Source organism: Sphingobium lignivorans (genome assembly GCF_014203955.1).
GTDB classification, from domain to species: domain Bacteria; phylum Pseudomonadota; class Alphaproteobacteria; order Sphingomonadales; family Sphingomonadaceae; genus Sphingobium; species Sphingobium lignivorans.
Map to the genome: position 1 here is coordinate 3,285,168 of NZ_JACHKA010000001.1, position 20,347 is coordinate 3,305,514.

19 protein-coding genes are annotated in these 20,347 nt (G+C 62.0%); 9 read left to right on the top strand and 10 right to left on the bottom strand.

Translation table 11 applies throughout. The features are described 5' to 3' along the window. The first annotated feature begins 64 nt into the window (after window positions 1-64). Both HNP60_RS15140 and HNP60_RS15145 read left to right on the top strand, forming a co-directional pair. Window positions 65-955, top strand: coding sequence for a LysR substrate-binding domain-containing protein (locus HNP60_RS15140; RefSeq protein ID WP_070098727.1), 891 nt, complete (start codon window positions 65-67; stop codon window positions 953-955). A gap of 226 nt (window positions 956-1,181) precedes the next feature. Continuing rightward, window positions 1,182-2,120: a fumarylacetoacetate hydrolase family protein gene (locus tag HNP60_RS15145; protein WP_260394936.1), complete on the top strand. Its 939-nt coding sequence runs from the start codon at window positions 1,182-1,184 to the stop codon at window positions 2,118-2,120. On the opposite strand, the gene HNP60_RS15150 is transcribed toward HNP60_RS15145, so the two are convergent. The 4 genes from HNP60_RS15150 to HNP60_RS15165 form a co-directional block, all read right to left on the bottom strand. Continuing rightward, window positions 2,107-2,718: a glutathione S-transferase gene (locus HNP60_RS15150; RefSeq protein WP_184155372.1), complete on the bottom strand. Its 612-nt coding sequence runs from the start codon at window positions 2,716-2,718 to the stop codon at window positions 2,107-2,109. The two genes, HNP60_RS15145 and HNP60_RS15150, sit on opposite strands and share 14 nt — an antisense overlap. 5 nt (window positions 2,719-2,723) lie before the next feature. Continuing rightward, window positions 2,724-3,467 carry a GntR family transcriptional regulator gene (locus HNP60_RS15155; protein ID WP_184155375.1) on the bottom strand — a complete coding sequence of 248 codons (744 nt, stop codon included), beginning with the start codon at window positions 3,465-3,467 and terminating at the stop codon, window positions 2,724-2,726. Between the two features lie 109 nt (window positions 3,468-3,576). Next, window positions 3,577-6,435, bottom strand: coding sequence for a TonB-dependent receptor domain-containing protein (locus HNP60_RS15160; protein ID WP_184155379.1), 2,859 nt, complete (start codon window positions 6,433-6,435; stop codon window positions 3,577-3,579). 106 nt (window positions 6,436-6,541) lie between these two features. Beyond that, window positions 6,542-8,344 (bottom strand): nuclear transport factor 2 family protein, encoded by a 1,803-nt coding sequence (locus tag HNP60_RS15165; RefSeq protein ID WP_338056759.1) that lies wholly within the window; start codon window positions 8,342-8,344, stop codon window positions 6,542-6,544. Between HNP60_RS15165 and HNP60_RS20215 the strand changes: the two genes are divergently transcribed. After that, window positions 8,240-8,479 (top strand): hypothetical protein, encoded by a 240-nt coding sequence (locus HNP60_RS20215; RefSeq protein ID WP_338056765.1) that lies wholly within the window; start codon window positions 8,240-8,242, stop codon window positions 8,477-8,479. The genes HNP60_RS15165 and HNP60_RS20215 overlap by 105 nt on opposite strands. A gap of 64 nt (window positions 8,480-8,543) precedes the next feature. Here HNP60_RS20215 and HNP60_RS15170 read toward each other — a convergent pair whose 3' ends face one another. Further along, entirely contained in the window at window positions 8,544-9,308 is a 765-nt protein-coding gene (locus tag HNP60_RS15170) for a nuclear transport factor 2 family protein (protein WP_184155385.1), read from the bottom strand. A gap of 23 nt (window positions 9,309-9,331) precedes the next feature. Continuing rightward, a complete protein-coding gene (locus HNP60_RS15175) occupies window positions 9,332-10,309 on the bottom strand; it encodes an ABC transporter substrate-binding protein (protein ID WP_184155388.1) in 978 nt (325 codons plus the stop codon). A gap of 151 nt (window positions 10,310-10,460) precedes the next feature. Here HNP60_RS15175 and HNP60_RS15180 point away from each other — a divergent pair, with 151 nt between their 5' ends. The 5 genes from HNP60_RS15180 (at window position 10,461) to HNP60_RS15200 (ending at window position 15,941) form a co-directional block, all read left to right on the top strand. Then, window positions 10,461-11,816 carry an MFS transporter gene (locus tag HNP60_RS15180; protein WP_184155392.1) on the top strand — a complete coding sequence of 452 codons (1,356 nt, stop codon included), beginning with the start codon at window positions 10,461-10,463 and terminating at the stop codon, window positions 11,814-11,816. Continuing rightward, complete coding sequence (pcaD, locus tag HNP60_RS15185) at window positions 11,761-12,651, top strand: 3-oxoadipate enol-lactonase (RefSeq protein ID WP_260394938.1); 891 nt, start codon at window positions 11,761-11,763, stop codon at window positions 12,649-12,651. Before HNP60_RS15180 ends, pcaD begins: the two co-directional genes overlap by 56 nt. A 301-nt stretch (window positions 12,652-12,952) precedes the next feature. Next, entirely contained in the window at window positions 12,953-13,792 is an 840-nt protein-coding gene (locus HNP60_RS15190; RefSeq protein ID WP_184155395.1) for a hypothetical protein, read from the top strand. 126 nt (window positions 13,793-13,918) lie between these two features. After that, a complete protein-coding gene (locus HNP60_RS15195; protein WP_184155398.1) occupies window positions 13,919-14,527 on the top strand; it encodes a nuclear transport factor 2 family protein in 609 nt (202 codons plus the stop codon). Then, window positions 14,511-15,941, top strand: coding sequence for a nuclear transport factor 2 family protein (locus tag HNP60_RS15200; protein ID WP_184155401.1), 1,431 nt, complete (start codon window positions 14,511-14,513; stop codon window positions 15,939-15,941). Before HNP60_RS15195 ends, HNP60_RS15200 begins: the two co-directional genes overlap by 17 nt. Window positions 15,942-15,965: 24 nt before the next feature. Here HNP60_RS15200 and HNP60_RS15205 read toward each other — a convergent pair whose 3' ends face one another. From HNP60_RS15205 to HNP60_RS15215, 3 genes are read right to left on the bottom strand one after another with little or no spacing between them, the layout of a single operon-like run. Continuing rightward, window positions 15,966-16,817: an amidohydrolase family protein gene (locus tag HNP60_RS15205; RefSeq protein WP_184155405.1), complete on the bottom strand. Its 852-nt coding sequence runs from the start codon at window positions 16,815-16,817 to the stop codon at window positions 15,966-15,968. Then, window positions 16,814-17,443, bottom strand: coding sequence for a hypothetical protein (locus tag HNP60_RS15210; protein ID WP_184155407.1), 630 nt, complete (start codon window positions 17,441-17,443; stop codon window positions 16,814-16,816). The genes HNP60_RS15205 and HNP60_RS15210 overlap by 4 nt, the downstream gene beginning before the upstream one ends. After that, entirely contained in the window at window positions 17,433-17,948 is a 516-nt protein-coding gene (locus tag HNP60_RS15215; protein WP_184155409.1) for a carboxymuconolactone decarboxylase family protein, read from the bottom strand. The genes HNP60_RS15210 and HNP60_RS15215 overlap by 11 nt, the downstream gene beginning before the upstream one ends. 65 nt (window positions 17,949-18,013) lie before the next feature. Between HNP60_RS15215 and HNP60_RS15220 the strand changes: the two genes are divergently transcribed. Further along, the gene (locus HNP60_RS15220; RefSeq protein WP_184155411.1) at window positions 18,014-18,946 is read left to right on the top strand and encodes a LysR family transcriptional regulator; all 933 of its coding nucleotides are present in this window, start codon (window positions 18,014-18,016) and stop codon (window positions 18,944-18,946) included. A 5-nt stretch (window positions 18,947-18,951) separates the two neighbouring features. Here HNP60_RS15220 and HNP60_RS15225 read toward each other — a convergent pair whose 3' ends face one another. Beyond that, window positions 18,952-20,256: a cation:dicarboxylate symporter family transporter gene (locus HNP60_RS15225; protein WP_184155413.1), complete on the bottom strand. Its 1,305-nt coding sequence runs from the start codon at window positions 20,254-20,256 to the stop codon at window positions 18,952-18,954. Between the last annotated feature and the right edge of the window lie 91 nt (window positions 20,257-20,347).

Below are 20,347 nucleotides of genomic sequence, written 5' to 3' on the forward strand. Positions count from 1 at the left end.
AGTCACCATCGCCATCAAGAGGGTCCTTGCGATGAATGCGTCCCGATCCGTTCCCTCCCTCGCCATGCTGCGGGCGTTTGACGCATTCGGGCGCGCAGGAGGCATCCGCAAGGCAGCCCAGATGCTCGAGGTGGATCATGCTGTGGTGAGCCGTCACCTCGCGGCGCTCGAGGCATTTGTAGGCACGGCGCTGGTGGACCGTAGCGGCGGCATTCGCGGACTCACCAGCGACGGCGCGGAATATCATCGCCGCATCTCCGCCGCCTTTCAGGAGATTTCGAACGCGACGCTCATGCTGCGCAAGCGTCACGACCAGCAACTCCTCATCTGGTGCAGCCCCGGCTTTGCCTATCATTGGCTGAGCCCGCGCCTGTCGAGCTTCGCCGCGCAGGACGAGGAGATCGCCTTCGAACTCCGCCCGATGGATTATGGCCCGGACTTCGCGATCAACGAGGCTGATGGCGATATTCGCTATGTTCGTCACACCGCAGCCATGGCCGAACCGCCCGGCTGCCGATGGCTCAAGCTCGCCACGCCGCTTGTCTATCCGGTCGCAAGCCCTACCTTCGCCGAATCGATCGCCGGCCGCCTGCGCGAGGCGCGCGACCTGCTCGGCATGCGATTGCTCCACGAGGAAAGCGACACGGAATGGCGTCTCTGGTTCGAAAGTCAGGGCCTGACTCTCCCTCCATCGCCAATTGCCGGCCCCCGCTTCTGGCACGCCCATGTGATGCTCGATGCTGCGAAGAGTGGACAGGGCATCGCGCTCGCCAATGATTTCCTGGTGCGAAACGATCTTCTGAGTGGCCAGCTCGTTGCGCTCAAGCCGTCAGACGCCGCGTTCGGTCCCGCATCGATCGGCAGCTATCATTTCACCGCGCGGTCTGACCGATGGCATAACGACACGCTTGCCCGTTTCCGCAACTGGTTGATCCGGGAAGCCGGGCGGGCATGATGACGGAATTGAAATCGGGATTTCAGTATAACACATTGATTTTTAAACTGAATATCGCGATGAAATGACAACGACTTGAGCCACCGCGAGCCGAGCAGACCGGCCTCCCACCACGAATGAGCGCCCTCCCGTCGCGCATCTAAGGCAGCGCGCCTTCCCCTTCGGATGCGCAACGGCGGGCCCGACGCACGATGAATCAGAAGCTGGCGCGAAGTCTTCGGACAGGTTGACAGAACTCGCCCCCCTGATAAATGACATAAATACGGACTTTAAGACTAAATACGTGACCACGATTGGAGATGGTATGTCGGCGACCCTCGAAGGCAGGATTTCGAGCTCTTTCAATGCCGGCGCCGCAGGCATTCGCTGGGCTCGAATAGCGACCGGAAATGACATCTTCTACGCCACGCTCGAAGGAAACGTCGCTCTGCCTGTCGATGGCACGCCCTTTGGCGAATGGCGCCACACCGGGGTGTCGTTTGATCTGAACAAGGTCAGACTGCTGCCACCGGTCATCCCGCCCACCTTCTATGCATGCGGCATCAATTATACCGGTCATGCTCATGCCTGCTCGGCCGAATTCAATCGGCCGCTGGACAGCTTCCTGCCCTCCCGACCGCAGATCGGCTATCGCGCGCAAAGCGCTATCATCGCGGCGGGAGAAACCATCGTCCTCCCTGCGGATGCACCGGCCAATATCCAGTGCGAAGGCGAGCTCGCGGTCGTGATCGGCAAGCCGGCCCGTCATGTCCGCGCGCGCGACGCGCTGGATTTCGTGCTGGGCTACACGATCGGAAACGATGTGAGCATCCGGGACTGGCAATTTACCGACCGGACATTCTGGCGCAGCAAGAACAGCGATACGTTCAAGCCTCTGGGGCCCTGGATCGTCACGGGCCTCGACGTCGCCGACATGACGACACGCGTCAGTGTCAATGGAAAGGTGACCGAGCAGTTCGCCACGGCCAATATGCTTTTCAGCGTCGCCGACTATATCGAAGCGATCACCGAGTATATAACGCTTCAGCCTGGCGATGTGATCATCATGGGAACCGACGGGCACAGCCCCCGCATCGCGCATGGCGACACGATCGAGATTGCCATCGAGGGAATAGGCGCATTGTCCAACCCGGTTGTTCGCGCCGAGCCCGTCAATCGTCGATAATGGGAGCCGCGAGTGCCGAGGGCCTGGCTTCGAACTCACGCTGCCAGTTCGCAAGAGCGGGATGGGCCGCTTGCCACTGACGGTCACCGAACCGGAAATCGGCGTAGGCCAGCGCGCATCCAATCGCGATATGCCCTAGGTCGAAACGCGCCATCTCGAGCGCCGGGACCTCCTCTTCCAGCACCGCCAGGGCCCGATCGAGCTTGATGGCGAATGCGGCAACATGGGCATCCGAACGGATCGCCTCCGGCCGCAATTGTTCGCCGCGCCAGGCGATCATGAGATCGAGCATGCCATCACCCAGCGCTTGCCAGCGCAGCGTGTCATAATATCCTTCATCGCGACGCAGGAATGACGAGCCTCGCGAGAGCCCGACCAGAAACTCGCAGATCACGCGGGAGTCGAAGAGCGCTCGACCATCTTCGAGGACGAGGGTCGGGATCTTGTTAAGCGGATTGTCCGCCATGATGGCAGGATTGGGCTGTGTGGTGACGGCAACCGAACGAACACGATCAATCCGGGAATACAGACCAAGCTCGTGCGCGAGGATGACGACCTTTCGCACGTAAGGCGAGCGCGGCGACCAGTGCAGGCGCATGAGCGTCAGCGCAGCTTGACTTCGAACCGAACCACGTCGCCGCGGTAGGTGCTCTCGACCGACAGGACCAGCAGACCATTTTCATCGATCGCTTCGCGATGAAGATGCGCGACCGGCGCATTGAGCGGGATCTGGAGCAGGGATGCAGTGAGCGGATCGGCTGCCCCGATCGTCAGGATCTGGCTCGCCGAACAGAGCTTGACGCCCGGCGTTTCGGCAAGGAGCCGCAGGGCCGTCTTGCTGTGGACATGCTCCTCTTCGATTCTCGATCGCAGGGTTTCCGCGATATAGATGTCGGCAAACATGAAAGGCGCCCCATGTCGCGAATGAAGACGGCGCAAATGGCGATAGGTGGGCGCTCGGGTTGCCGTGTCATGGGCGATATGGAGCGCCTCGTCGTCCGCCTGGTCAGACAGCAATTCCATCTCTGCGTCCTGGGTCGGCCGCAACAGGCCCGACCAGTCGGTCCCGACGGAGCACCACAAGGCTTCCTGCGGCTTTTTGACAACGAAGGTTCCCTTGGCGCGAAACCGCTCGATCAAGCCCTCGTCGGCCAGCAAATCCATCGCCTGGCGAATGGTAGCCCGGGCCACACCACATTCGCTTGCCAGATCGTCGATGATCGGCAGTCGGGTGCCTACCGGCCATTGCCCGGACTCGATGCGTTGCCGGAACAGCGCTGCGAGCTGGATATAACGCGAGACCGAGCTTCGATTGAGATCTTCGGCGATGTTTGCAATCTGGTTCAATTCAACAGACCTTCACGGCAGCCCAGAAGCTTGTTTCGATGCAGGCCGGTGAAATCATGTATTCCCCGGCCTGCAATCTTGTAATGTGGCTGATGCGCGAGCACCAGCGTTAGAACCTGGCCCTGACGCCTGCCGCATAACGCCGCCCCAGCACATCATAGTAGGGGGAAGTCGCCGTTTGGGGGGCGGCGACGCCATTGGTCGTCACCGGCGGATCATTGTCGAACAGATTGTCGACCTTGAGGAACACTGCGAAAACATCGTTCAGATCGTAGTCGGCACTGGTGTTCACGTAAAAGCGCCCCCCCACCCGATTATCGTTGATGTCGATGCCTTCGACGAAGGTCGCGTCACGCTTTCCACCCTGCACCCAGCGAAGCTGCGTGTTGAGGGTGAGCGGACCGTCCCGGTAGATGGTATTGAGATTGACGCGCCAATGTGGAGCGCCGCCTCCTTGCACCTGCCCCGCGCGATCGATTGTGACCCCGCTGGACGTTGTCGCCAGCTTGCCCACATAGGTGCCGAGCAGCCGGAAGCTGATATTGCCGTTCCAGTTCTCCGAGATATTGGTGAGACCGGTGCGGTATGCGACCTCGATGTCGAGGCCCTGCGTTTTCACCTCGTCGGCATTGAAACGGACCGCCGCCACCGAGGTAATGGCATTGCTTACCGGATCGCGCGTGACGCCGCTGCAGAGATTGGTCTGTTTAAGGATGTAGCATCCATCAACCACCTGCTGAGCCGCCAGCAGCGAGATCGCGCCACTGATCGAGATATCATAATAATCGATGGAAAGCTGCAGCCCCGGAAGGAAGCCGGGCGACAGCACGACACCCGCCGTCCAGCTGTCTGCCTTTTCCGGAACGAGATCGGGATTGCCACCCGAAGACCAGTTGGTGGAAATATTCTGATTGGTGAGCGGATCGATGATCTGCCCGGGGTTCGATCCTTGCGACTGGAAAAGCTCGTTAATATTTGGCGCCCGGATATCGCGCGACCGCGTCGCCCGCACTCGAACGGCGTCGTTGAGAACATAATTGAGACCGATCTTCCAGGTCGTGACCCCACCACTGATCGTATAGTCGGTGTAGCGCAGCGCAGCATTGAGATCGAGGCTTCTGGCGAACGGCAGATCGGCAAGCAGGGGCACGAGCGTTTCCACATAGCCTTCGCGAACCGACTGAGCCCCGGACAAGGGCTGGGGATTGAGGACACGCCAGTCTCGCGCCGCCGAGGTCGCATCCACGGTTCCCTCTGTCGCGTCTCGCCGATATTCACCGCCAAAAGCGAGATGGACGTCGCCCGCCCAGTTCTTGAGCAAGGTTCCCTCGATATTGAAGGCAGCGTCGTGCTGCGTTTGGGTCTGCAGCAATTGCATGGTGCCAGTGATATAGTCGACAGCCGATTGTGAGATCGAATTCGGCCCGAACACATTCGCAGGCACGCAACCATTATTGGGGTTGGTCAGGGTCGATCGACACTTGATCGTGCCGGTGGCCGGGTCAAGCACCGCATCGATGGCTGCGAGCCAGCGTGACTGGATGCGGTTATTGAAGATGCGATAATTATATTTGTTGTCAGCATACTGATAGTAAGCGCTCCAGCGCCAGTTGCTGCCAATACTGCCTTCAACGCCTGCCGCGTAGCGTTTCACATCGTAAATGGAATCGGCAATGTTGAATCCCTGCTCCAGTGTCGCGCGTCCAAACCGGAAACTCGTGATATTGTTGTTGATCATCGCTTGCCGGATGGAATCCGGCAAAAACGCATTGTCGCGCTGGATGGTAAGAGACCCGCTATCGTAGTTGGGCGTGATATCCGTCCTTTGGTGCGACCGCGAATAAAGGCCTTCAACCCAGAGCTTGACCGTGTCAGTCAAGTCATAGTCCGCCCGGCCATAAAGGGATCTGCGATCGATATCCGGGGTCAAATTTCCGGTCGGCGAGAAGGTCGATCCATCTCCCCCGACCATGAACACCGCACCGACATACTGACCATAATTGAACGGAATCGGCGTCCCCCCGGGGCCGAATTGGGTTCCGCGCAGCGGGCCCGCCACGATGACGCCGCCATAGCTCATCTGGGAATGGCGCGTGTTGGGGGTGAGGATCAGACGTGGCTGCCCGTTGTTGGAGCCGGCGACATACAGGGGGTTGGCAAACTGAGCCCATTCATGCTGGCCCCATTTGCGCGATGATTGGTCGCTCACTCCGTCGCTGTAAAAGACGCTCCCGGCCAGCACGAAATGCCCTCGCCCGCCGCTGAAATCATCTCCCCAGGTCAACGAGCCGACGCGCTCGAAGCTGTCGCCGCGGCTTGTCAGGCCAAGCTGGCCATAGGCTTCGACACCCTGAAAATCCTTCTTCAGAAACAGATTGACCGCACCGGCAACAGCGTCCGATCCATATGCCGCCGATGCACCACCTGTCACGATTTCGACGCGCTGGATAAGCGACACCGGCAGAATGTTGACGTCCGTTGTCCCTTCCGGACTGGTCGGTGCCATGCGCCGACCATCGACGAGCAACAAGGTGCGCTGAGCGCCAAGCCCGCGCAGGTTGAAGGTGCTGCCGCCGGGGGGCGAGGAAACCATCTGCGTTGCCTGATTCGGGATCAGCGCCGGAATATCTTCCTGAAGCTGCTGCACGCTGTACTTGCCGGTCAGGGCCAACTGCTCTGACGAGACGGCCGTCACGGGTGTGGGCGAGGAGAACCCGGTTATCCGGGATCCCGTAATGACGAGATCCTGATTCGACGCCGCGCCACTGTCGCTGGCCTCAGCAACTTCGACACCCTCCCCCTGCTGCTCGGCAGAGCCGGCCTGGGCGTGCGCGTTCCCGGCAACTCCCATCAGGCAAGCGACAACCAGCCCCAGCCGACTGGCGGAAGTGCGCCATGCGACGCTGTGCGCGGTAAAGGGTAACTGTGGCGCCATGCTGGCAGCAGCAGGATCGAGTCTCAGGATCAATTTGTCCTCCCCAGAAATGCGAGCACTCTTCGGTGCCTATAGGCCTATAAGTCATGTTTATGTCCTTTGTCAAAAGGCCAATGATATGGCTTTTATGGCGTGGCGTTTAGAGCGCTTTTTCCGGACAGCGGCTCATAGGGGAGGCCGGCAGGCGCCCGGAGACGGGATTGGCATAGTGAAAGCAAATCGGACTGACGCTCGGAAAGGTCGCGTAGCCGTCTTCCTTCAGCGGAAAATCCGGTGGGAAATCGCGCAAGAGCTTGTCGGGAGGCGGAGCCGCACGACGGCCGAAGTCGCTCGGCACGCGGGCCCAGCCTTCTGCATAGCCAGGCGAACGCCAGAGATGCCGGATGAGAACTTCGCTGAACCGCCAAGTGCCGTCTTCGATGCGCGCGCTGTCCTCATACAGGCCTGCGGTCATGGAGCCCGGACGGGAATGATTGCTATTGAACTGGAGGAGGCGTGTGCGCAGCCTGGCTGACGTTCCATCGGCATTGCTGTGAATCACGGGCTGAACCCGCAAATGCATCGGAACTGAGCCGCGCGGCCGTCGAAGCGGGCCGTAGCGTGCTTCCTGCATGGCCCCGATCCGCTCCGGTCCGATATAATATCCTGCGGCGGGCGATAGGCGCACGCCATCGGCGGTGAACAGGTCTGCCATGTCCGTCCATTGGAAATCGTCGATCCAGTTCCCCAGCGCGCCTGAGATATTTTCGACCGCGTCGTAGCTGACGGCTCGGGCAAGGTCGCGACGAGGGTCGATCGCCAAAGCGTCAGCCTGAGGCGCCGCCGCTCTCCCCTCCGCGGGATTTGCAACCGATCGCGACCCGGCGGGATAAGCGATGGGCGCTGCCGTCACGGGGTGGCGGTAATGGAATGCGGGTATATCTGACGGGCCGAGGGCAGGAGAGGTTCGATCCGGCGCAAAGGCCGGACCGACCTGGGGTTCGGGCAACCAGCTCCTGGACCAGCCCTGAAAATAGTCGGTGCGCATCTGGGGGAAGATCCGCATGGCCGCAATCCGCCATTTTCCTTCGCGGCGGACATATCTGTTTTCGAACGTGGCAACGGTCCAATAGGCATCGGCTCCGTTCTTGCCCAACATGCCGAATTCCAGGCCGCGGGCGCGTGCTTCGTTGCCGCCGGGCGAGATCGTGACGATCATGTTGAGCTGCAAACGATCGTTGACCTCTCCCTCGCGCAGGCCTGGAGGACCATCACGTTCCAGGCCGCGACGGATGCTGGCTGGTCCGTCCCAGGCCCCGACGCCGGCAATCTCGACGGAGGCGTCGTTCTCAAACAGATCGGCAACATCGTCCCACATCTTGCGATCGACATAATAGCCATAGGCATTTTGAAGATTGCGAACGTCGTCCTCGGCATTGAGCGCGCTGATGCGCCTTGCCAGCGTTGCCTTGTCGGGCACTGCGCTGCGGCGCTTCGCCGCCGATGCATTCCCCCGAGGGATCGGCGTGCCGGCCTGCTCGGGCGTGTAGTGATAGGGAACAATCCCCAGATCTTCGGTGACGTTCGTCCAGCCCCGATCATAGGGCCCGGCAAACTGCGGAAAATAGTGAAGCGTGGCGATGCGCCAGACACCATTCTGCCGCACATATTCGTTTTCCATGATGCCGCCCGCCCATTCGGCACTGCCGCCCCGCCGGCCCCATATAGTGACGACGTGCCAACGCCCTTTGGCATGGTTGCCGTCCGGCGCCATCCTGACCACCGGCGTCATCGCCAGCTCGACGCTAAGCGCTCCCTCGGCCGGACCCGTCGCGGCATCCCCGAGGCGCGCTGTCAGATGAGCCCTTATCGCGGCGCGCCCCGTCACCGTCTCTTCGCCAAAGATCGCTTTTGCATCCTTTGCGTAGAGCTGCGCCGCGTCATCCCAGAGACGATACTGGATGAACTGTGCATGGGCGGTCTGGAGGCGCTTGACCGCCCGCAGCGACTCTGCCTGATCGAGGTCATGGGCAAGTTGTCGGACTTCCGCGGTATTGGCAGGCGTCTGCGTCGAGCCTGGTGCACCAAGTCCAAGTAGGACGGCCAGAGCCGTAGCCACCGGCAGCATCTTGTAGATCATGCATAGTTCCTTGTTCGGCAAATCAGCGTGCGAGCGAAGATTCACATGTCCGCAGGTCGGGGCAGTAATGGGATGGCACGCGGCCACTCACCGGGTTCCGATAGTGGAACCACATGGGCTTCACTTCCGGATAGTGGACGAACGCCGGCCCCGGCGTGAATGCCCCCTCACGGAACGGCATCGCGGTCAGCGGGACATCAGGGGGCATTTTGTCGAGCATCTGCTGCATCATCGGCGGTGTCGTCAGCCGTCTTTTTTCGGTTATTGGCGCCACCCGCGCCCAGCCACCCTTCCAGCCATTGGACACGAAATAGGGTTCATCGATCGCGACGACCGAGAGCTTCCAGATTCCATCTTCAAGGACCGCCGCATCATTGGGATACATGCCGTTCTTGACGGATCCCGCCTCGCCCCAATTGCTCGTGATATGAAAGAGGCGAGTGCGCAGATAGGCGGACTGTGCGTCGTCGGACACAGTGATGACAGGCTGCTCACGCAGATGGATACGGACGGAGCGGCGCGGCGAGGGCATGACTGACACTTGCAGGGTTTCAGCCGCACGGATGCGCGCGGGCCCGGCATAGAAGCCGACGAGGTATTTTTGCCGCCATCCGTCGACGGAGAACAGGCTGCTTTGAGAATCCCACTGGGCGTCGTCGATCCAGTTACCAAATGCGTTCGAGATATTCTCCACCGCTTCATAAGCGATCGAACGATCGAGTTGCCGCCGTAACGCGCTGATGTCATCCCCGGCATTAGCCAGGGTGGCGCTATTCAGAAGCGCCATGGCGCATATGAAGTTCAGGCACTTCACGGCAGCACCCGCCGCGCCTCGCCGAGGAGGTCTTCCGGAACAGTCAGTCCGAGCGCACGCGCCGCCGCGAGATTGAGCGTCATCGCGGCCGGCGGGCGACGAACTGCTATGCTTCCTGGCGACTGGCCCTTGAGGATCGCATCCACAACAATGGCCTGTTCGAACCAGATACGGTTAAAATCCGGGCCGAAGGCTGCCACACCGCCCCCCTGCAGGACCGTCTCGACAAGTGACGCCGTGGGCAGGCCGTTGGCGAGAGCGAGCCCGCCGATCTTGCGGCCATTCATGCTGAACAGGGAGTGCGGTCCGACGACCATTGCCTGCATGCCGTCCGCCTTCATCTCTCGCACCGCGCCTTCAAAGGCGTCGACGCTGCGCGCTTCATAGGGCCGGACCTCGATGCCGCTTTTGGCCCCCTCTGTCTGAAGCGCCCGCAGAGCGCCGGGGGCCGGGGCGTATGTTGGATTGTACAGCATGCCCACGCGCTTCAGCCCGGGCACGAGGCGGCTGAGCAAATCCAGTTCCCGCCTTTGGGTGTCGGCCGCGTCGGCAGTCCCGGAAAAGTCGCCGCCCGGCTGATCGAAACTGCCGGCGACGCCAGCGCCTACAGGATCCAGCGACCAGAAGACGACAGGAACGGCCGACTTTACCGACCTCTTTGCAACCGCAAGCGCCTGAGTGGATGTTGTATCGCCGGCGATGATAAGACGTGGTTGCAGAGCGACCAGTTCGGCGGCTGCGCGCTCGAGGGCGTGATGATCGCGATTGGCGGCGCGGCGCACCCATATGATCGAGTCAGCATCGCGGCCCTGCGCGCCCAGTCCGGCCTTCAGCCGTCCGAACAGCGCCGATTCGGGGCCCAGGTCAACATTGTTGGTGAGAATCGCGATTGTCAGCTCGTTTGCCGCTTGCACTTGGACAGCCATGAAGGTGACCATGAGTGCGAACAGGCATTTCAGACCCCAACTCGACATCCGCCTCTCCTTTATCCTATAAACCAGTCTTACGGTTTTTATGTCGTGTCAGCAAGGCTGTTTCTCCCGATGAGCAGCTTGACTCATTAAAAGCCATAAGACTATCCTTTTATCACATCATGCGTGCTGCATCGCGGCTTAGGAGAGAGTTTTGACGAACGATGCGATCACGCCGAGAGACGCCTCCGGCTCGCAAGCGCCTTCGGCACGAACGCACCTGACAGAGCCGCAGAACGACCTCCTGTATCGACGGGTATTGTGGCGGATCATGCCTCTTCTCGTCATCTGCTATATCGTCGCATTCATCGATCGCTCGAATGTCGGCATCGCCAAGATCCAGTTCATGGGCGACCTCGGCTTCACCAACGCGCAATACGGATTCGGCGCGGGCATCTTCTATCTCGGCTATGTTCTGCTGGAGATTCCGAGCAATCAGTGGCTCGCGAGGATCGGCGCACGCATCACGATCCTGCGGATCATGATCTTCTGGGGGATCTGCTGCACCCTCATGGCGTGGATGTCCACCGCGCCTCATTTCTATGCGTTGCGCTTCCTGCTGGGCGCCGCCGAGGCTGGATTCTTCCCTGGCGTCCTTCTGTATCTCACTTACTGGATCCCGGCGCGTCGGCGCGCAAGGTTCAACGCCATCTTTCTGGCGGCCATTCCTGTGGCCGGGATGCTGGGAGGTCCGCTTGCCGGGCTCATCATGAGCGGGATGGATGGGGTTTGGGGATGGCGGGGGTGGCAATGGCTGTTCGTGCTTGAGGGTCTGCCAGCGATCCTTCTCGGATTGGTCGCCTATGGGGTGCTCGACGACAAGCCATCCGACTGTCGCTGGCTTGCCGAGCATGAACGTGCACAGATCATGGCTGATGTCTCAGCCGATGCGCGAAAGCTCGGAGACAGAGCCCATGCCACCTTCGGCGCCGTGCTCGCTGATCCGGCCTTCTACGCGCTTGGACTGCTCGGTTTTGGTATCATGGTGAGCACGGGCGGCATTTTCTTCTGGTTACCCACGATCATCGACAAGAGCGGCGTTGAGAATCTGCGCGATGTCGGATTGCTCTCGGCACTGCCTTTCATCATCGCTGTCTTTTTCCAGTATTTCATCGCCCGCAGGTCGGACCGACTGCAGGAACGGCGCTGGCACACGTTGATCCCGGCGCTTGTCGGTGCCGTGGGTTGGTCACTCCTCCCTTTCGTCGCCCAAAATACCAGCCTGGCATTGATCGCGCTGGCGGTCGCGACAAGTGGCACATTCTCGGCGATGGGACCTTTCTGGTCATTGCCCTCGACCATGCTGTCGGGGCGTGCGATGGCTGGCGGGATCGCGCTCGTCACGACGCTTGCCGGTCTTGGAAACTTCCTCAGTCCCATCCTCGTTGGCTGGCTGGTTGATAGAACCGGTTCGCTGGCAGCGGGACAATTCTACTTCGCCGGATTGCTGGCGCTTGGTACGGCAGGCGTCCTGGTCAGCCAGCGCAGATTTTCATCGGGGACCGATTGAGGAGCCGGATCGTCTTTCCAGCCCGATCAACCCCTTCTCGAACCTGGAGGAGAATGACATGCCATTTGTCACCCGTGACGGCGTCCGCTTGCACTGGAAACTGGAGGGCGCGTCCAGCAAGCCGCCAATCGTCCTTCTCAACTCGATCGGGACCGAAATGGGCATGTGGGATCGCGCTATGCCATTCATGCTGGAGAATTTCCTCGTCCTGCGGACCGATGCGCGTGGACATGGAGCATCGGACGCATCGCCCGGTGACTATGGTCTTCTATGCTTGGCAGGCGACGTGGTGGCAGTCATGGATGCTGCCGGCATCGAGCAGGCCGTGATCGCCGGCGTATCCCTCGGCGGAATGATCGCCATGGAACTGGCACTGGCGAGGCCAGAGCGTGTAACTGGCCTCGCCCTCATCTGCACGACCGCCACGACTCATGCTCAGATGTGGAGCGACCGGATTCAACGGGTGCGCACCGAGGGCATGGCCAGCATCGTTGAAACGGTAATGGGGCGTTTCCTTAGCCCCGAATTCATCGAGACGTCTCCGCAATATGCCGAAACGATCCGCAGATCCTTCCTTTCCACGCTCCCGGAGGGCTATGCGGGCTGCGGTGCCGCGATCCGGGACATGGCCCTGGTCGATCGCTTGGGCGAGATCGGCGCACCTGCTTTGGTGGTCATTGGCACGAAGGATATTTCGACACCGCTTGCGGGAAATGGCGAACTGCTGCTCGCCAGGATCGCTGGCACAAAGCTCGCCGAGGTTTCGGGAGCTCACATATCTCCGATCGAAGCGCCTGGGGAAGTCGCGGAGGTCCTGGCTGATCATTTCGGGTGAACTGGCTAACGATAACGCAGCAGCGCGCCCCCGGCGCGGCTGCCTTTCATCTTGTTTTGACAGCAGGCTGCGAAGCACGGGCCGAAATAGTGCGGCTCGGTGCCCGGGCAGCAGATCTCGCTGATGGTTCGACACGCGACTTTACGTTCATCGGTGATGCGGGGGCCGCGCGCCGGATGGCTGAGCCGCTGGATGTTGCCCGTGCCAAGCTTGCCTGGAATATAATCAAATCCGCTTGCCCTCAGTAAATAAGCATATTATCCGTTACCGGACTTTTTTCCGGTAATAGGATTGAGCGAGCATGGAGCAGGATCCGTCACGGTCGAGCAATTTGAAACTCCCTGTCCTGGATCGGCGCAATTTCATAACTGCTTTGGGTGGCGCAGCCGCCGTGGCGACCATGAGTAGCGAAGCCAAAGCTGACGCCTTGGAAATGCATCTGAACGATGCCCTCAATTCATCGAAAAAGACGTTTCCCTCGGTCGCTGAGGTCAACGCACAGATCAATACCCGCCCTTATCGTCGCGGCGTGGGAAAGCTGTTCGCGGGCCAGGAAGGCAATGTTGGTTACCTGCCGGCCATGCCCTCCAACCCGACCCTGATCGATTTCATCCGGCTACGCCTCGATGGCTCCAGGGATCATTGCCTCCAGAGCGCTCATCTCGCGAAAAGTCGCGGAATGGATGACGAAGTCGTCCTCGCCTGCCTGCTGCATGATCTGCCAATGTCACTGATGCGCAGCGAACATGGCTTCTGGAGCGCGCAGCTGTTCGAGCCCTACGTCTCTGAACGGACGACCTTCGCCATCCGGCATCACGCGTCCCTGCGGTTCTTCCCCGACGAGGACGCCGGCTATGAATATCCGGACCTGTACCGCAACATGTTCGGCGAGGATTATGTCCCGCCCCCGCATATGCAGGCCGAGTACAAGATGGTTCGCGCCCATCGCTGGTACATGGCCCCGCGTCTCGTCACCGTGAACGACCTCTATTCGTTCGATCCGAACGTGAAGGTCGAGCTGGGCGAATTCGAGGATATTATCGGTCGCCATTTCCGCCAGCCGAAGGAAGGTCTCGGCCTTGACGGCAGTCGTGTCGCGCACATGTGGCGCACGATCGCCAATCCTGATTCACCCTTATAACGACCGGTGCGCGCCACGGACCATCTTTCCGGTCGTGAATGAGGCATGATGCGCTTCCTCACAGCATTCTGTGCGTCCCTGGCATTTCTGTCCGGTAGTCCTGCCGGCGCGGATCCCGCACGGGACATGCTCGCGCGGGATATCTCGCTCACGGAAAGCCTGCGGCGCGTTCGACTGCTTCAGGACAGCTACGCCCAATATGCTCAGTTCGGCCTGTGGGACGACATCGGCCACCTGTTCGCGCGGAAGGGCAGGTTCATATTCGACGGGCAGGTTGGACCGGCGAAGATCGCGAACGGCCCGCGCGAGATCGCGTCCTTCCTGCGAAACCGATATGGCGGCGCGCGCGAAGGACAGTCGCGCGGGGGCCTGTCGGCGATGATGATGGACTCTCCCGTCATCAACCTCGCCGCGGATGGGCGGACGGCGAAGGCACGTTTCCAGACTCTCATATTCCATGGCCATGATGGCAAGGCACGCATCGAAGGCGGCGTGCTCGTCGTCGACTACATGTCTGAGGGAAGCGTCTGGAAGATCGCGACCGCACATTTTTATCCTCAGTTCGAAGGACCTTACGAGGAGGGCTGGACGAACTGGGGAGGCGGCGACCTGCCTGTCCCGCCTTATCATTTCGACCTGACGAATGCCGGCCTCCCCGTTCATTCCGCCACCGCCCCGCCCCGCACGGCCCGAAGCACTGCCTGCCCTGCAGAAGCGCGTGAGCCTGCTCAATGACGAGGATCGGGTCCGGAATCTGCAGGCGATCTACGGCTATTATGCCGACCGCAGGATGTGGGACGATGTCGTGGATCTTTTCGCCGAGGACGCCGTGGTGGAGATCGGGCGGCAAGGTGTCTGGCGAGGCAAGGCGGGGGTTCGCCGCTGGCTCGACGGCATTGGCGAACAGGGGCTGCGCCATGGCCAGCTGAACGACAGGGTCCAGTTCAATGTGACCGTGAAGGTCGCTCCTGGGGGCAACGAGGCCTATGCGCGGGGTATCGAACTGGGAATGCTCGGCGAGGCGGATCGCGAACAGGGCTGGTGGGAGATCACGACGTTCCACAACCGGTTCGTCCGGCAGGACGGCGTCTGGAAGCTACAGGAGATGCGCCGGTTCGTGCAGGCGAAGACGGATATTTTCCTGGGTTGGGGCAAGAGCCGGATTTCCGATCCGGTCCCCGTCGGCGCGACCGCTCCCGACAGGCCAGATGTGCAGGCCTCGCCGGCTGCTCTGGTGCCGGCCTTCCTCGGCAGACACCCGGTCACGGGCAGGCTGGTGCAGGCGAAGGGCCGGGCAAAGCTGGTCGCGACCGGTCCGCTGACCGGCAGGATCGCCGCCGGCAAGGATGCCCCGGTCGACAGCGACGAGATCCGCCGCCGCCTCGATCGATCCAGAGCCTGGGACGGAGCGATGAACGTGGGGGCGGCCTACGGCTTCTACCTCGATGATTCCCGCCCTGCCGGTTTCGCCGGGCTGATCGCCGAGAAGGGCTTCAAGGTGACGCCCGCGATCGGCTATTATATCGGCCGTGACCGGATCCTGGCGGCCCGCGCACCGAGCGCCGAACCGGAGAAGCGGCCCGGCATTTCCTATCATTGGCTGGTACAGCCGGTCTTCCTGATTTCCGACGACGGCCGGTCCGCAACGGGCCACGTCCGCCTGTTCAACTTCCGCACGGGAAAGACGGTCGGCAAGGCCGGCGACCTTTTCGGCGCGTCGTTTTGGGGCGGGATGTACTACAATCAGTATGTGCTCGAGAACGGCCACTGGCGGATCTGGGACCTGACGATCGAGGAGCCCTTCATCAGGTCGCTGGCCTGGAAGGACGGTCTCTGGGCAAAGGTCAAGGATCCGGTTCCCCCGCGCCCCGGCAACGCGGCAGCCGCGGCTTCGAATCCCTTCCCGCCGGATATTCCGATCAAGGCGCTGGGCAAGCGCGCGGAAGGCTTTCGGGGCGGAACGGGGCAAACGATCGAATGGCCTTCGATCATGCCGATGTGGTTCGAGTTTACCAATCCCGTCAGCGGACGCGTCCCTCCGCTTCACCAGACGGACTGCACCCCCTGCCTTGTCAGGCCGGACCTGCGGCTGGATCGCAATGGCTACCAGCGACCGCCCGATGCTCCGGCGGCCAATCGCTCGCCGTAAAGGCCGGCGGCGCGACGATGGACGCTACGGTCGCAATAGACCGCATTCATTGTCGAAACTGTAGAGGCGCGCCGGATTGTCGACCAGCACGGCCCTCAGCAGGCCATCATCACCCAATATCTCGTGGCACAGCCCCAGAAGTGCGAGGTCGTCGGGCACCGGGCCCTTGATATTCGGATGAGGCCAGTCCGTTCCCCACAGGATCCTGTCCGGCGCTGCGTCGACGATTCGCCGCACGAAGGGGATGACATCCCGCCAGGGAGCCCCGGCCGCCGATGCCCTGTCGCATCCGGAAATCTTGATCCACACGTCCGGGCGCCGCGCAAAATCGAGCAGCGCCCGAAAGGGTTCCTGATCCAGCCCTGCACCGGCGTCGATCCGACCCAGATGATCGATGACCGCCGGCACGGGCAGGCCTTCGAGATAGGGTCGCAGCACGGGAAGATCTGCCCCGCCAACATGCAGGACGACATGCCAGCCCAGCCGCTCGATGCGCTTCATCATGTCGCGGAAAGCGTCCAGTGGCGGCGGCGGCGAGAGGTGCGGCAGGAAGTTGTAGCGAATGCCGCGAATGCCGTTCCGGTCGAGAATGTCCAGCGCCTCATCCCCGATATCGAACGGGACCAGGGCGACGCCACGATAGCGCCCGCCGGATGCCGCGATCGCATCGATCATGGCGCGATGGTCGAAGCCATGGGCGTTGGGCTGAACCAGCACCGCCCGGTCGATGCCAAGGCTGCGGTGCAATTCGAAAAGGGCCTCGCGGGGTGCATCTTCCGGTGTGTAGCTGCGGGCCGGGTCGTAGGGGTAGACACTGGCCGGACCGAAGATATGGCAATGCGCATCACAGGCGCCCGCCGGCAGCGCAGGCATCATGAGCCGCGATAATCCAGGCGCCGTGACATGAAGCGACGCGTATTCCGGAATGTCGGCCGCACGCGCGAGCTCCATTCCGTCGCCCGCACCGCCAGCCACGGATCGCTGTCGAGCACATCCGCCGCCGTCAGATCGTAACAGGCGAAATAGGGCGGTGAACCCTCGAAGCAGATCATGCGCTGCGCGAAAACCGTGCCGGGCACTGCGGCAAGTCCGGGCATGTGCTCGGTGTCATACCAGCGCTCGAGCTCGCCCGCCCCTCCGGCCTCGACATCGGTATGCACGACATATCGGAAAGGTGCCGGTTGCCCTGCAGAGGCACCCGCGACGGCAAGGCGAGGTGACAGGAGACTGACGGACACCGGTCCGAGCATCAGCGGTTCCATCAACTCGTCCAGCAGGCCCTTGATGTCCGGAACCGCCGGAACCTGCCGACCCGCGGCAAGATAGGCGGTGACGCGGCCAGTGACGAGGTCCTGATATGCAGCGAAATGCTTGGAATGGCCGGCAAGCGCACGGACCAGCTCTCCCAGCGAGGTCATCAGCGCGTCCAACGTGTCGGCATGGGGATCAAGCTCGATCAGGATCGTAGGGCCCGCGCCGTCACCATTCGCCTCAACGGACATGGAGCGCCTCCAGGAACCGCGAGACCATGTTATATGCCGCGATCGTGGCGGTGAGCTCGACAATGCCCTGTGCGTCGAAGACCGCGGAGACCCGCTCGAACAGTGGCGCGGGCACCTGGATCTGGCGGGTCATGCTGTCGGTATAGTCGAGCACCAGCGCTTCGATCGGATCGAAAGGCGCGCGGTCCCCGTCCCGGCAGGCGGCGATCTTCTCGCTGGAGAGGCCCGCGGCCTGCGCATGCGGCACATGCTGCTCGAACTCGTAGGGAGCCTCGTTGAGCACGGCGATGCGAAGAATGATCAATTCGCGCAGGGCAGGCGCTATGCCGGTTTTCTGGCGGATCGCCGTCAGCAGCGCTTCCCACCCGGCCGCGACCGGCCTGCTGTGGAGAAGAATGCCGTACAGAGCCGATATCCGGCCCCGGCTTGCGCGAATTTGTGCCTCGGCCGCCATACCCTCGGCATCGGCGGCGGGAGGCGCGGGGAGAATTCTGGATGGGTTCATGAGAAAGGTCCGGCTTTGGTGGACAAACAGTCGCGTTGCTCCCAATATCGGTCACTGGAGAGCCAATGGACATTCGGGAACTGCGGTCGTTCATCCATGTCGCACGACTTGGGAGCGTCAATCGGGCCGCCACGCATCTGAACATCGCCCAGCCAGCGCTCAGCCGGCAGCTTCAGAAGCTGGAGGAAGCATTGGGCGTCCGGCTCTTCACCCGGAGCGGCCGGGGTGTCGACCTGACCGAGGCCGGAGCCCTGCTTCTCGGTCAGGCCGAGCAGCTGATCAATCAGTTCGACGCCACGGCCGAGCTGGTCAGCGGCCGTGTTCACCGGGCCCAGGGCCATGTCACCGTTGGTCTTCCCCCGACATGCGGGCTGCTGATCGGCCCCGAGCTGTTCCGGCGCTTTCGCGAGCAATGGCCCAACGCTACTTTGATCCTTCGCGAAGGCATCAGTTCCTCGCTCGAGGAATGGCTCGTCGACCGTCGCATCGACATTGCGGTCATGCACAATCCCCTGCCGATGGCCGGCGTGGAGATCGAACCGCTCCTGCATGAGCACATGGTCCTCGTCTCGCCGCCGGATGCGTCGATCGCGGATGAAATCCGCCTTCGTGACATCTCCCGCCTGCCACTCATTCTGCCTGCGCTGCCGCACAGCAATCGCCGGCTCGTGGAGCGAGCGGTGGCCCAGAATGGGGGCCGATTGTCCATCGTCGCGGAAGTCGACAGCGTGCCGTTCGTCAAGGAACTGGTGAAACGGGGGTATGGCCATACCATCCAGACCCATGCCGGCGCCGCGCGCGAGGAAGCGGACGGCACGCTCTGCCTGCGGCCGATCCGCAGGCCGCAGCTGATGTCGACCCTGGCACTGGGTGTCACGAGCGGCGGGGCCCAGAACTGGCTGACCTCGGAGACCGCACAGCTGGTTCGAACGATCATCCGCTCGCTCGTCGAACGGCAGGAGTGGATCGGCGCTCGAATGATGGATCAGGCCGACTGAGCGCGTCACGACCGCGTCTCCTCGGCGTGCGGGACGGTGCCGCCGCCGCTTATGACAGCGTCCACCTCCGCGGCGGTCCAGCGCTCGAACCGCTCCTTGTCGAACCCGCCCTCCCAGCGCGCGACGACCAGTACCGCGACACAATTGCCTATGATGTTGGTAAGTGCGGTGCAGGTGGCCATGAGGCGGTCGACGCCGAACAGAAGCCCCAGACCGTTCAAGGGCAACTTCTGGACCGTCTGGAGAGTCGCGGCCAGCTTGACGAACGCGCCGCCCGCCACGGCCGTTCCTCCTTTCGAGGTCAGCATGATGACTGCCAGAATTGCGATCTGGTCGGCCAGGCCGAGCGGCGTGTCGGTGGCTTGCGCAATGAAGCCGACTGCCAGGGCCATGTAGATTGCCGTCCCGTCGAGATTGAAGCTGTACCCCGCCGGCACGACGAACCCGACGACGGCCTTGTCGCACCCGCAGGCTTCGAGCTTGGCGATCAGGCGGGGTAGCACGACCTCGCCCGATGCGGTGCCGAGGACGAGCATCATCTCGTCCCGGATCAGGGACACCAGCCTGCCGAGCGATATGCCCAGCGCCATCAATATGCCGCCCAGTACGCACACCACGAACACCAGCGACGTCGCCCAGTAAAGGAGGACGAGCTTCGTCAGGTAGAGGAGGGTTTGCGGCCCGAAGGAGCCCAGCGCAGCCGCGAGCGCGCCGAAGGCACCCAGCGGCGCGAGGCGCATGATGAAGCCGAGAATGCGGAACAGGATGGTCTGGGCTTCGTCGATGCCCCGCAGCAGCGCCGAGTCCGGGCGCACCCCGCCGATGCTCAGCGCCGCGCCGACGAGAAGCGAGACGAACAGGACCTGCAATATCTCTCCATCCGCGAAGGCCCCCACCAGCGTCTTGGGTACGATGCTCATGAGGAAATGGAGAGCCGTGAACTCGCTGGCCGCGCCCGCCACTTGCGCCAGCGCGGGCCCCGAATTCATCATCTGGGCATGCAGCCCGTCTCCGGGCCGGAAAATATTCGCTGCAGCAAAGCCCAGCACCATTGCGACCGTGGTGACGAGCTCGAAGTAGATCAGAGTCTTGAGGGCGAGCCGGCCGAGCTGTTTCATGTCCGCAACATGAGTCAGGCCAAGGACGACCGAACAGAAGATGATCGGGGCGAGCATCATGCGCAGCAGTGCGATGAACAGGTCCCCCAGAGGCTTCATCGAGCGCGCGAAATCGGGCGCCAGCAGCCCGACCAGCACGGCGCAGACAATCGCGATCAGAACCTGAATATAGAGCTGTCCGAATATCCGCATGCTGCGCCCCTGCCCTTGACCTCACTCCCTGAAGACCAGAATTGGCGCAGCGAACAAATACTTTGTCAGCATCCTTCCTTATGCCGCGCCG

Bases quoted from the DNA above. Each gene is read 5' to 3' on its own strand.
- HNP60_RS15140 (WP_070098727.1), top strand. From the start codon at position 65: ATGCTGCGGGCGTTTGACGCATTCGGGCGCGCAGGAGGCATCCGCAAG.
- HNP60_RS15150 (WP_184155372.1), bottom strand. From the start codon at position 2,718: ATGCGCCTGCACTGGTCGCCGCGCTCGCCTTACGTGCGAAAGGTCGTC.
- HNP60_RS20215 (WP_338056765.1), top strand. From the start codon at position 8,240: ATGAGCCCTTATCGCGGCGCGCCCCGTCACCGTCTCTTCGCCAAAGAT.
- HNP60_RS15170 (WP_184155385.1), bottom strand. From the start codon at position 9,308: ATGGCGCTTCTGAATAGCGCCACCCTGGCTAATGCCGGGGATGACATC.
- HNP60_RS15175 (WP_184155388.1), bottom strand. From the start codon at position 10,309: ATGTCGAGTTGGGGTCTGAAATGCCTGTTCGCACTCATGGTCACCTTC.
- HNP60_RS15190 (WP_184155395.1), top strand. From the start codon at position 12,953: ATGGAGCAGGATCCGTCACGGTCGAGCAATTTGAAACTCCCTGTCCTG.
- HNP60_RS15195 (WP_184155398.1), top strand. From the start codon at position 13,919: ATGCTCGCGCGGGATATCTCGCTCACGGAAAGCCTGCGGCGCGTTCGA.
- HNP60_RS15205 (WP_184155405.1), bottom strand. From the start codon at position 16,817: ATGATGCCTGCGCTGCCGGCGGGCGCCTGTGATGCGCATTGCCATATC.
- HNP60_RS15210 (WP_184155407.1), bottom strand. From the start codon at position 17,443: ATGTCCGTTGAGGCGAATGGTGACGGCGCGGGCCCTACGATCCTGATC.
- HNP60_RS15215 (WP_184155409.1), bottom strand. From the start codon at position 17,948: ATGAACCCATCCAGAATTCTCCCCGCGCCTCCCGCCGCCGATGCCGAG.
- HNP60_RS15220 (WP_184155411.1), top strand. From the start codon at position 18,014: ATGGACATTCGGGAACTGCGGTCGTTCATCCATGTCGCACGACTTGGG.
- HNP60_RS15225 (WP_184155413.1), bottom strand. From the start codon at position 20,256: ATGCGGATATTCGGACAGCTCTATATTCAGGTTCTGATCGCGATTGTC.